Source organism: Mucilaginibacter dorajii, assembly GCF_024808255.1.
GTDB classification, from domain to species: Bacteria; Bacteroidota; Bacteroidia; order Sphingobacteriales; family Sphingobacteriaceae; genus Mucilaginibacter; species Mucilaginibacter dorajii.
Map to the genome: position 1 here is coordinate 133,542 of NZ_JANTYS010000011.1, position 11,950 is coordinate 145,491.

Annotated in this window: 9 protein-coding genes; 3 read left to right on the forward strand and 6 right to left on the reverse strand. The window is 43.2% G+C overall.

The features are described 5' to 3' along the window. Positions 1-35 precede the first annotated feature (35 nt). The 3 genes from FHS10_RS16420 (at position 36) to FHS10_RS16430 (ending at position 2,074) form a co-directional block, all read left to right on the forward strand. Positions 36-620 carry a Crp/Fnr family transcriptional regulator gene (locus FHS10_RS16420; RefSeq protein WP_259092483.1) on the forward strand — a complete coding sequence of 195 codons (585 nt, stop codon included), beginning with the start codon at positions 36-38 and terminating at the stop codon, positions 618-620. Positions 621-691: 71 nt separating this feature from the next. Beyond that, on the forward strand, positions 692-1,063 hold the full coding sequence (locus FHS10_RS16425; RefSeq protein WP_259092485.1) for a DoxX family protein: 372 nt from the start codon (positions 692-694) through the stop codon (positions 1,061-1,063). Between the two features lie 39 nt (positions 1,064-1,102). Then, positions 1,103-2,074, forward strand: a complete 972-nt coding sequence (locus FHS10_RS16430) for a quinone oxidoreductase family protein (protein WP_259092487.1) — start codon at positions 1,103-1,105, stop codon at positions 2,072-2,074. Positions 2,075-2,218: 144 nt separating this feature from the next. On the opposite strand, the gene FHS10_RS16435 is transcribed toward FHS10_RS16430, so the two are convergent. The 6 genes from FHS10_RS16435 to FHS10_RS16460 all read right to left on the reverse strand — a co-directional run bounded on the left by FHS10_RS16435 (position 2,219) and on the right by FHS10_RS16460 (position 11,946). Next, entirely contained in the window at positions 2,219-3,109 is an 891-nt protein-coding gene (locus tag FHS10_RS16435; RefSeq protein ID WP_259092490.1) for a glycoside hydrolase family 16 protein, read from the reverse strand. A 97-nt stretch (positions 3,110-3,206) separates the two neighbouring features. Continuing rightward, a complete protein-coding gene (locus FHS10_RS16440) occupies positions 3,207-4,262 on the reverse strand; it encodes a family 16 glycosylhydrolase (protein ID WP_259092493.1) in 1,056 nt (351 codons plus the stop codon). A 7-nt stretch (positions 4,263-4,269) separates the two neighbouring features. Further along, positions 4,270-5,166 (reverse strand): PKD domain-containing protein, encoded by an 897-nt coding sequence (locus FHS10_RS16445; protein ID WP_259092494.1) that lies wholly within the window; start codon positions 5,164-5,166, stop codon positions 4,270-4,272. Between the two features lie 11 nt (positions 5,167-5,177). Next, positions 5,178-7,274: a phage tail protein gene (locus FHS10_RS16450; protein ID WP_259092495.1), complete on the reverse strand. Its 2,097-nt coding sequence runs from the start codon at positions 7,272-7,274 to the stop codon at positions 5,178-5,180. Between the two features lie 25 nt (positions 7,275-7,299). Then, positions 7,300-8,805, reverse strand: a complete 1,506-nt coding sequence (locus FHS10_RS16455; protein WP_259092497.1) for a RagB/SusD family nutrient uptake outer membrane protein — start codon at positions 8,803-8,805, stop codon at positions 7,300-7,302. Positions 8,806-8,823: 18 nt separating this feature from the next. Continuing rightward, positions 8,824-11,946 carry a SusC/RagA family TonB-linked outer membrane protein gene (locus tag FHS10_RS16460; protein WP_259092498.1) on the reverse strand — a complete coding sequence of 1,041 codons (3,123 nt, stop codon included), beginning with the start codon at positions 11,944-11,946 and terminating at the stop codon, positions 8,824-8,826. Positions 11,947-11,950: the final 4 nt, after the last annotated feature.

Consider the following 11,950-nt stretch of genomic DNA (forward strand, 5'->3'; position numbering starts at 1 on the left):
CTAAATAAGTTACCTTAGCTATTACTTATTAAACAATGCTTTTCCATTTCAAAGATCAATTTCCGCAGTTAAAACCCTTCCTGGATAAGTACCTGGAGTTTTTGAAGCGACTGGAGGTTCCCACTAAAACGGTTTTGCTGGAAGAAGGTAAAGTATCTCAAAATTACATCTACATAGAAAAAGGTTGTGTACGGGCATTTTTCAATAATAACGGCGAAGCTAAAACGGTTCAGTTTTTTTTTGAAAATGAGGGCTTAACCTCATTTGAAAGTTTTATCAACAACTCCCCCAGCCTTTTAACCATCGAAACTATCGAGCCCTCAGTTGTCTACTTATTGCCAAAAAAGTATGTAACTGAATTAGTAAAAGAACTGGTCAACGAGCCGGAGTTTACACAATTGATTTTACAAGTTTCGGCAGGCAGACAAATGCATTATATGAACGAGTTTTTTTCCTTTATCCGCGATACACCCGAGCAACGCTATCAAAACCTGTTGAACAATCGTCCGCACATCATCCAGCGGGTGCCGCAGCATTATATTGCCTCCTATTTGGGCGTTACCACAGTGCATCTTAGCCGCATTAAACGTAAAATAGCCAAAGGCAAATCACATTTCTAAACTTGATAACATATGTTATCGCCCTAAAAAGACCTTCCGCGTAGTTTTGCCGGTGTTAAAAACATAGCAAAATGAGCACACAAAAAATAATTTATTGGGTAGCCACGGGACTGTTTTCCCTTTGGATGACATTTAACGCCTACGCCTACCTTTTTTCTGCCGAAGCGAGACGGATCTGTGTCCATTTTGGATTTCCAGATTACTTCAGGATAGAATTAGGTATCGCAAAAATTCTTGGAGTAATAGTACTCTTATTTCCTATCGTAAATTCAAGGCTAAAAGAGTGGGCCTATGCAGGCTTTACCATCACAATGATATCAGGCTTCATCGCTCATATCTCATCCGGCGATTCGATACGCTCTTCTTTACCTGCAATTGTGGCATTGCAAATACTATTAACATCTTATGTTATTTATCAAAGGTTGCAAGCCCCTAAAAACTAACATCTTTTCATTATCAATTACATTTAGAATTATATAACAATGAAAGCAGCAGTAATGTATCAAAAAGGTGAACTACCTCAATATGTAGATTTCGCTGAACCTACCGTTCAAAACGACGACCAGATATTAGTAACCGTAAAGGCAGTAGCCATTAAGCATTTTGACAAACGCACAGCTTCCGGACAACATTATTCAAGCGATGCACCAAAAGAAAGCGGCCGTGTAATTGGTGGCGATGGCGCTTGCGTACTTGAAGATGGAACAAGGGTTTACGGCATGGGCGTAAGCGGTATGCTGGCAGAACGCGCGACTATTCACAAAAGCAGAATAGTAAAAATTCCCGATGGCTTAGATAACGCTACGGCCGCTGCATTGCCAAACGCCGTTATTGGCGCCGCGATGGGGCTAAAATTCAAAGCCGATATTCAACCCGGTGACGTTGTTCTCGTTAATGGTGCAACAGGATTCACCGGCCGCGTGGCGGTACAAATAGCCAAATATTATGGAGCAAAAAAGGTGATAGTCACCGGCAGAAACCAGCAATCACTAACTGACCTCTTATCCCTTGGTGCTGATGAAATAGTTTCAGTGGCTCAAAGCGATGTAGATTTTAAAGCACAACTTGCAGCAATACATGCTAATACCCCTATTGATATCATTATAGACTATTTATGGGGACATACCGCCGAAATGATCCTGGCCTGCATAAAAGGAGATGGATCCTTTACCAATAAAATAAGATATGTATCTGTTGGCAGCATGATGGGCGATATGATCCAGCTATCTGCCGCAAACCTAAGGAGTGCTGATCTGCAATTAACTGGTTCTGGCTTAGGCGCATGGCCTAAACAGCAGGTTGGTCAACTTTTTAGTCAAATACTCCCCGAGATGTTTCAACTTACTGCCGAAGGCAAGCTAAAGGTGGATGTTACAGAGGTAAAGCTTGACAACATATCCGAACTTTGGGATATTGATGTACCCGGTGGTAAGCGGCTGGTGGTGACGATTTAAAAATTAAGAATAGATATATAAATCGTCATTGCGAGGAGGAACAACGAAGCAATCCCCTACTTACAGAGCGGATCTGCACAGTCGGGGATTGCTTCGTGCCTCGCAATTATGTGTTTTATTTTTTATTCGTGCGATGATTGCAAACTACTTATTCTGCGTTACCCTCACCCAATCAACCAGCATTTTGGCTTGATGATTTTTGATGAGTTTAACGGTTGAGGCCGGCAAGCCGTTATAAGGCTCTTTTACCCCATTTATTTTTTCGGGATAAGCGCCGCCTAAAGCATAGTCAAAAATGAGATACTTTTTGTTATCGAACGCCCATTTACCATAATGCTCGGCCATTTTACGGCTTACCCTAAACATTAGCTTACCATCGTATTTAAAATCCAGGTAGTCAGGTGTCCAATCCACGCCGTAAATATGCCATTTGGTAACATCGTTACTGGCATCAAAGTATAGCCTGTTTACAAATGGCGTTTCACCACTATACCCCGGGCCATGCACCGCGGCGCTCGCCCAATCTTTCTCGCCTATATATTCCATAATATCAACTTCACCTGTAGCGGGCCATTCACCGTTACCCAGCATCCACCAGGCCGGCCATAAACCCGCACCATCAGTTAATTTTATCCTTGCTTCGGCACTTCCGTAGGCAAAGTCAAACTTGCCTTTAGTATTTATCCTGCCCGATATAAAATCAAAATGCTGTCCGTCTTTCGTCACAAAGCCCGGCATCGATTGCGGGCGAATCAACAACGCTCCATTCTTAGCACCCTCGGCAGCAGCACCTTTAACTGTAAATATAGTCGCGTTGGTATCGGTGTAGGCCTGTAATTCGTTATTCACGTGCATACCTGTTATCTCAACGTTCCACTTACTTCTGTCAAGCTTATTGCCATTAAAATCGTCAAAAAAAACAATTTTACTGATTGTAGCTGCGGCTTTCTTTTTTTGCGCGAGGCATGCCGTCGACAGTACAAAAATGCCGCAAAATGAAAATATAAACGTGTACCTGTAATTTAGGTGTATCATAAATTTTATAATTATTAATTAGGGTGATTTGCCTTTATTGATGTGTATAAGCCAGCACTGTTCAAGTAAAATTGAACAGCACCGGCATATTTGAAATTTATTGATACAAGCGGATATAATCAACTTCCATTGTAGCATTGTTAAACGCGGGATCAACCGCGCCACCAAAATTGCCGCCCATGGCCACATTCAAAATAATGAAAAATTTGTGGTTAAACGGCAGGGTGCTATCATTAGGAACCGTGAAGTAAACCACGTCATCAACCATAAACTTAACAGCAGTGGCCGACCAGTCGAGCGCGTACCTGTGAAAATCAGTAGTCGCCCCGGTGATCATGGTGGTGCCACCAACTCCGTTAGCACCAGAATGACCGGGATAGTGTACCGTTCCGTAAATTTTATTAAGGCTATTACCCACGTGTTCCATAATGTCAATTTCGCCACAACCTGGCCATGGATTAGTGGCTATGTCATCGCCCATTGCCCATATAGCAGGCCAGGTACCGGCGCCGGCAGGTAGTTTAGCCCTGATTTCAATTTTACCGTACTTAAACGAAAACTTATTAAGCGTAAGGATTCTTGCCGACGTATAAGCGCTCCCCATATAAGCCTCTTTTTTGAGGTTTATTTTAAGTGTACCACCAGATACCACAGCATTGTCTGTCCGGTTGGTATAATATTCCAGCTCATTGTTTCCCCAGCCGTTGTTATTACCCAGGTCATAACCCCACAATGCAGGGTCTGGTGCGCCATCTGTATTAAACTCTTCTGCCCAGGTAGCACCTGATCCAGTTCCGCCGGTTGATGCCGTCAACGAAACCGATACCTGTGTAGAGGTCACGGTTGTTTGCCCGGTACTGCTTTTGGCGGTTACTTTTATGGTATAAGTACCTGCAGCGAGGTACCTATACGTTACAGAACCCGTTGTTGAAGTTTGAAAAAGGCCGTTGCCAAAGTCAAACTCGTAGCTAACCGCGTTTTTGGCAGTGGCCGTGAGGGTTACGTTGCCGCTGGCATCGGTACTTACCGTTGAGGTAAGCTTGAGTTCGGTAGGTGGATTATTGGGAGTGCCCGTACCGTCCCCACCCTTTTTGCCGCAAGCAGCAATCACCAACACAAAGAGCACTAAAATCGATAACTTTAAATATTTCATAGGTTTGTTATTTAACTTTTAGTTTTTGGTACCAGGCCAGGCCATCAATTCCTATATTACGTAAAGATATATTGGTATCGCTTATAGATAAAATTTCATAAGTGTTGGCGCCGGTACCAAAGTTAATTAAGCCATTGCCCGGCACCATAAACTGCACCATGGTTGAATTGCCCGAATTTGAACCCGAAGTAGCATCCATAAATACCAGTTTTTTAGAACCACTTTCGTCAATGTCGTAACAATTATCGCCACCGGCCTTGCCATAATAAGCAGTTGAAGCAGCTATTACGAATGATTGACCTTTGTTGTTAACGCTCATCAGAATATTTCCGTTAGCGTCTTTGGTAAAGGTGATTTCATCGTCATAAAGGCAATCAGCACGCTGGTTTGGTGTTGCAGCATAATAATCTGGCGTAAAGGTGTTAGTTGGTCCTACCCCTACGTGACCCGGTGCTTCTCTATCGGTAACCCAGGTACGCGACGAGCCACCGGTTAAACCCTCCACAATTGCCGGTGGAATGGTGTAAGCAACAAACACCGTGATCTTTTTACTGATGGTTGAAGTTGCCCCACCTGTGCCAACCGCGTTTACTGTAATGGTATAATCAAAGGTGCCAGGGTTGTTGTATTTATAAGTTATAACACCCGATGATACAATTTGCTTATTGCCATCGCCAAAATCAATATTATAGGTGATTGCATTTATAGCAGACACAGTGATAGCCACGGTGCCTGCTCCAGAGCCTGCCGGGTCGGCGGCGTCTACACCGGTTATTGTTGTAGTTAGTTTTAAATCGGATGGTGTTTTGATTTCGCCAAACGAATACTTTGTTTTAGTACAGCTGCTGTAAGTGATAACAGCTGCAATAAAAAACATCGCGATTAATTTTATTTTCAATTTCATGATCAGTTAAATTAATTAAGTGAAATATCATCAAACAACCAGGTGTAATTGGCCGTTCCGTCGCCATTGGTACCGTTATCAAATATGAGTACCACTTTTTGGTATGATTTTGAGGCGTTGATGGCGCTGTAATCAAACGTTAAGGTTTCCCAGTCGTTGGCTTTGATGGTTGGTACTTCTACCTGGTAGCTTACTGTACCATCGGTAAGGTTTTCAACTTTCAGCAATACTTTAGCGCCAACTCTTGGCGAGTACACCTTCATGGTAAAGGTTTTTTTGGTCGAAAAATCAATCGGCGATGGAAGGGTAAAGAAACTACCGCCGTAGTTTTGATCGTTGTATTTAACCATTTTACCTACTTTGTTACTTACATCGATGCCCGTTTTGTGCGGATTATCAACAACGGTAATAACACCGCCACCAAAATCTGTAGTGGCATAGCTTAAGGTACCTGATTCAAATGTAAGTGGCAGTGCCAACACTTCCGGCGCAGCGGCTAAAAACTTCACATCATCCCAATAGAACTTTTTGCCACTACCTGCAACGTTAAAATCAAAGAAGATGGATGCTTTATCGTACGTAGTTGAAAGATCCAAAGCAGGTGTGCCCGACGCGTTTTTAGTAAAATCAAAGGTCAAGGTTTCCCAGCCATTGGCCACCGTAGTTAACACATCTGTTTCAACAGATTTAGCGCTGTTGGTATGGTCCTCCAGTTTTAGTTTGATATCGATACCTGCAGCCGGTGAATACACGCGCACGCTCATTTTGGTAGCTGTAGCGGTAAGCGGCACTTTAGTAGCAAAGCCCGTTGGTGTACCAATAGTTACACCGGCCCAAACTTCGGCACCGCCTACTTTGGTTGTCAGTTTAACTTTATTGGCTGTATTGTCAGGATCAACGGCATCGGTAGTTTGATCGTTGCCAAAATCGGTTACCGTGTAATTAAATGTAGCATCATCAAAAGTAACCGGCAAAGCAATTTGTTTTAATGGCGGGGCCGATGGCACAAATTTGAGGTCATCGGCATAATAAGCTTTACCATCACCGGCGACACCGAAGTTGAAGAACAACGAAGCTTTATCATAAGTATAAGCGGCGTTTAGTACTGGTGTACCAGCAGCAGGCGAATTAAAGTCGAAGGTTAAGGTTTCCCATTTGTTGGCTACCGTAGTTTTAACATCAGTTTCAACCGCGTGCGTGCCATCGTTATGGTCTTCTATCTTTAGTTTGATATCTAAACCGGCGGCAGGTGAGTAAACCCTTACACTCATTTTAGAAGAGATAGCGGTAACCGGAATTTTTGTTGCAAAGCCCAAAGATGTACCGATAGTTGTACCTGCCCATACTTCAGATCCGGCGCCTTTAATGGCCTTTAAAACCTTATTAACAGCGTTGGTTGGGTCGGCCGCAACTGATGATATGTTACCTCCAAAATCGCTGGTGGTATAATCGTAGTTAGGATCATCAAACGTAACGGGCAAATCAATTTGTTTACCAACTTTAATGGTATCTAAATAAGTGGTAGTAGCCGCGCCACCGCTTAAAGCCACAATTTTTACAATGTAAACGCCTGCGCCGGCATAGCTATGCGTTATGGTTTGCCCTTCTAAAAATGATTTAAATGGTACAGGTGACATATTGGTGGAATCGCCATAATAAACTTTAAATAAAGTTTCATAATTAGCTGAGGCCGATACATTGATATTTAAACCGCTTATAGCTACTGTAGCTTTCAGGTTTTCGGGTGCGCGGAACGATACGGTTAAGGGTTGGCTAAACTCGGTGGTTTTGCCGTTAAGGCCATGGCCTACTACTTTTACGGTGTAATTGCCCTCGGCATAGGTATGTTGCACGTTTTTACCCGCCTGTACCTTAACATAGGTTGAACCGGCATCACCGTAATAAACATCGTACGATACGGTACCCTCGCCGTTGGGCGTTATGGTAACCAACCCGGTATTGTCCTGCGTAATATCAAACAGAACAGATAGTTTAGCAGGTGATGTTATGCCGTTTACAAAAGAGGTATCGGTATACAAATCTTTTTTACAACCGGCTGTAACAGCAAGTAACAATGCTATACTATAAAAATATCTTCTTGCATTCATGATTATTAATTTTAATAGTTAATGATTAGTACCCCGGATTTTGTGTTAAACCCGAAACATCCACTTCCGACTGCGGAATTGGGAATACTTCATTTTTACCCGTTTTAAAACCTGTAATTTTTGTAGCCGCCTGCCCGGTGCGTACCAGGTCAAAAAAGCGGTCGCCCTCCATGGCCAGTTCTAATCTACGCTCATCCCAAATGGCTTGTTTAAGCGCCGCGCCTGTTGTAGTGATGTTATGATTAGCATCGCCAAAAGCACGCTGACGAACCTGGTTCAAATAGCCTTGCGCCTTAACATCATTTGGCGTTGTTGAACGGTTATTAGCTTCAGCAGCCATCAACAAAACTTCGGCATAACGAATGGTACGGAAGTTATTGAGATAGTTTAACTCAACCTGTCCCGATGTTTCACCTTTACGTGGCAGGTACTTACCATTGTATAAACCTGTGTTTTTGTACGGTGCAACCTGGTAAGTGATTCCTAAAGAAGGATTGGCGTTTTTATAAGCCTCGATATCAAAAGTTGTTACCGCTTTACGCTGATCGCCCGCTGTGTAGGCAGCTGCAAGATTTTGACTTGGCAAATTTGTGCTCCAACCAGCCGCGTAAGGGATGTTACCGTTTAAACCACGAATACCGCATTGCTGTACCGAATAGTTGCCCTGGCCGCGTGTAACGCCGCCCCAGTTGTAATACGGCGAACCATTGGTATACTGGATTTCAAAAACCGACTCCGGACCGTTTTCGCCGGCTGCCAGGAATATCGAATTAAAATCGGGTACTAGGGTAAAGGCATTTGAAGCGATTACACTTTCCAGTACGGTTTTGGCATCATCAAACTTGTTTTCATATAAGTAAACTTTACCCAATAAGGCCTGGGCAGCATATTTGGTGATCCTGCCCTTCTGAGTTTGCACGGCTGGCAATACTGCAATAGCGCTGTTTAAGTCGGCCTCTATGGCTTTATAGACATCTGCCTTAGGTGATCTTTTTAGTGTGCGTGAATCGCTTACACCTAAACGCTTATCGGTAAACAATGGCACATCGCCAAACATCCTGACCAACGAAAAGTAATAGTACGAGCGTAGGAAGTAAACTTCGCCATAAAGGGCATCTTTACCAGCAAAAGTGATGCTTTGGCCGGCAAGGTTTTTATCCTTGTATTGGGTTAAATAATTGGCGCGATTGATACCCTCGTAAGCAACCTGCCAAAGATCCGTCATTGTAGAATTTATAGGGGTATTGGTATAATCGTCTATCTGTTGTAATGATAATACATCAGATGCGCTTTCGCCACCGGTAACCGAGTTATCTGAAGCGATGTCACCAACGGGAACCATTTGGTTTAACCATTGTAATGGCGAATACGCGCTGATCACCAGGCTACGGTAATCACTTTCCGATTTCAGGTAATCCTGCTCGGTAGTCACAAAATCTTCATGCGGATTATAATCCACAAACTTTTTGCAGGATGTAAGCGCGGCTACAAAAGCAACCATGCTTAATAATTTTATATATTTCTTCTTCATCGTTTGATCTTTAAAAAGTTATAGTTTGATATCAAGTCCGAAGGAATAGATCCTTGGTTGTGGATATTCTCCCCTGTCAACACCTGTATCTAAAATGCCGCCTGATATTTCGGGATCGTAACCTGTGTATTTGGTGATCACGAAGGCATTTTTAACCTGTCCATATACCCTTACACTGCTAAACACTTTGCCTGTAATTGATTTTGGAAAAGTGAAGCCCAGCTGAAGATTTTTGATCTTCACAAAAGAGCCATTCTCCACATACCGGTCAGATACGCGAATGTTGCTGTTAGGATCGGTAAATGAATATCTTGGGTAACGGGCATCGTTGGTAGTTCCAGGGCCTGTCCACCTGGCCAATACACTGCGGAATTTATTGGTGTAGTTACCATTACGCTCATACGCGCGGTAAATATCGTTACCAATAGAAGCGTATGTGAACGCGCTGAAATCAAACGATTTGTAGCTGATGCTCAGATTCCAACCCATGGTAAACTTAGGGAACGGGTCGCCTATTTTAGTTTGGTCGTTGGCATCTATCTTGCCGTCTTTGTTTACATCAACATATTTGATATCGCCTGGCTGCGCACCGGCCTGTATAGGCGAAGCCGCAATTTCCTGTGCCGATTGGAACAAACCATCAGTTTTATACCCGTAAAAGTAGCCCGGAGTAAAACCTTTTTGAAAAACAGTAACCGTTTGCGATTGACCGTTGAAATAACTGCCGCCATAGATCTTGGCAGAGTTATCGGTATTGGTAGCTGTTACTACGTTTTTTGCGGTTGTGAAGGTAATTGTGTTACCAATTTTAAAATCCTTACCTGCCATAGCGTTATACCCCACGGTAATATCAACACCATTTGTTTTGGTCGAACCGATGTTAGCCGTAGGAATAGGTACAGTACCAAGGTATAACGACGCGTTAGGCGTAAACAATAAACCGTTTACTTTTTTCTGATAATAATCTGCGGTTAAGCTCAGGTTGTTATTCAGGAATTTAATATCGAAACCAACATTTGATTGGATCTGGCGTTCCCATTTCAAAGCATTATTTGCCGCCGAACCCACCGTTGATCCCGGATAAAATACATTATCGAAATTGTAGCCGTTACTATTTGCCGTAGGGCCATAATCAGGACCACCCGTAACTATTTTTACATATTGCGGGTTCACATTTTCATTGCCGATAACGCCATAGCTACCACGGATTTTTAAGAAGCTGATTGCCGGAACGTTAAAGAAATCCTCTTTAGTAACCACCCAGCCCAATGAGCCTGAGTAAAAGTTACCAAACTTATTGTCAACACCAAAAGCATAAGAACCATCACGACGGGCGGTAAATGAAGCAAGGTATTTTTCCTTATAATCATAATTTACGCGACCGAAATAAGAGATGTTCCTGCGGAAGTACTGGTAATAAAAACCAGTAAGCGCATTGGTATTGGTTGCCGAATTAGTACCCGTTGCCGCTGTAAAATCAGCAAATTCCCAGGAGTTGAAAGGTACATCCTGCCTGCTTGCCCCATCGGCATTGCCAGATGTTCTGTAGAGTGAAAAACCCAGCGTGGTTTCAAAATGGTGGTCTTTGGCTATATCAAAGTTATAGTTGCCATAGGTTTCCCATGAGTAGTTAAAGTTGCTGTCCTTTTCATGCGATACGCTGTTGTGCATACCAGTTACCGTGCTGCCATCGGCATTCATGGTATTATCTACGTTTTGCGGACCGTAAAATACAAGGGGAGTAAATGTTTTTGCATTTGAATCGTATTTGGTGTAGCCAAACCTGCTGGTTAGGGTTAAATTATTGAGCAAGTTGTATTGCAGTTCGAATTTACCGTACAGCTTGTTGCCTACATTTTTATTGTAAGTATTATCGAGTTTGGTAAGTGGATTATAAACTTCAGATAGGATGAGGTTACTGAACCCATATTTGCCAACCGTGTTTGGTACATTGTTATAAACAGGAACGGTTGGATCAAAGTTAAGCGCGCTACCCAGAATACTATTGAATGAGTTTTCCTGTACGCCTTTTGAATTGAGGATAACATCAGTAGCGTTCACAATGAACTTTAGTTTTTTAGATAGCTGGAAGGTTAGGTTAGCGGTAAAGTTCCCCCTGTCAAACCTCGATTTATCAAGCCCGCCCACTATACCGCCCTGGCTTTGATAACCTGCCGATAGGAAATAACTTACCGCATCGCTTCCGCCTGTTGCCGATAGATTATAGGTTTGCATAGGCGCGGTATGAAATATCTGGCGCTGCCAATCGGTACCTACACCTAACGTACTCAGGTCGGGGAAGATAACATTACCACCCGATGATACGCTGCCCTCATTTACTATAGCGCCGTATTCACTGGCATTTAGTACGCCAATGTAACGCGCCACTTCTTGAACACCATAATTGGCATTCACGGATATCTGGGGCTTTTGATTTTTACGACCGGTTTTGGTTGTTACCACAATTACACCATTACCACCCTTTACACCGTAGATGGCTGTAGTTGCCGCATCTTTTAATACACTGATAGATTCAATGTCGCTTGGGTTTATCGAGTTAAAATCGGTTAAGGTTTGCTGTACCCCGTCGATGATCACTGTTGGATCGGTACCTGTAAATGAAGGGATGCCACGAATAAGTACTGTGGGTTTTGAGCCCGGTGAACCGCTTTGAATAACGCTTACACCAGATACCTGGCCTTGCAAAGCTTCCTCGGCACGGGTTGGGGTTAATTTTTGAATGTCGGCACTTTTGATAGTTGATATGGCGCCCGATACCTTGGTGACCTTTTGGGTGCCGTAGCCTACCACTACTACCTCGTTTAAGGCGTTTGCCGCATCATCTTCCAAAACAAAATTGACCACGCCGGCCGTTGTTACCGTTTTTTCAACGGCTTTCATGCCCAAAAAGGTTACCACTATGGTACCACCGCTTTGCGGTATCGATAACGAGTAATTGCCGCTAACATCTGTAACCGCACCGTTTGTTGTGCCTTTAAGCATTACAGAAGCACCCGGTAAAGGCTGCCCATCTGATTTTTGGGTCACTTTACCGGTTAATCGAATGTTTTGTGCAAAAGCACCGCTTACCAGGCATAAGAGTAAGGCGATGCTTAAACAAAACTTAAGTTTTAATTGCATACAA

Excerpts from the sequence above, each read along its gene's own strand:
- FHS10_RS16420 (WP_259092483.1), top strand. The coding sequence starts at position 36 with ATGCTTTTCCATTTCAAAGATCAATTTCCGCAGTTAAAACCCTTCCTG.
- FHS10_RS16425 (WP_259092485.1), top strand. The coding sequence starts at position 692 with ATGAGCACACAAAAAATAATTTATTGGGTAGCCACGGGACTGTTTTCC.
- FHS10_RS16430 (WP_259092487.1), top strand. The coding sequence starts at position 1,103 with ATGAAAGCAGCAGTAATGTATCAAAAAGGTGAACTACCTCAATATGTA.
- FHS10_RS16435 (WP_259092490.1), bottom strand. The coding sequence starts at position 3,109 with ATGATACACCTAAATTACAGGTACACGTTTATATTTTCATTTTGCGGC.
- FHS10_RS16440 (WP_259092493.1), bottom strand. The coding sequence starts at position 4,262 with ATGAAATATTTAAAGTTATCGATTTTAGTGCTCTTTGTGTTGGTGATT.
- FHS10_RS16445 (WP_259092494.1), bottom strand. The coding sequence starts at position 5,166 with ATGAAATTGAAAATAAAATTAATCGCGATGTTTTTTATTGCAGCTGTT.
- FHS10_RS16450 (WP_259092495.1), bottom strand. The coding sequence starts at position 7,274 with ATGAATGCAAGAAGATATTTTTATAGTATAGCATTGTTACTTGCTGTT.
- FHS10_RS16455 (WP_259092497.1), bottom strand. The coding sequence starts at position 8,805 with ATGAAGAAGAAATATATAAAATTATTAAGCATGGTTGCTTTTGTAGCC.
- FHS10_RS16460 (WP_259092498.1), bottom strand. The coding sequence starts at position 11,946 with ATGCAATTAAAACTTAAGTTTTGTTTAAGCATCGCCTTACTCTTATGC.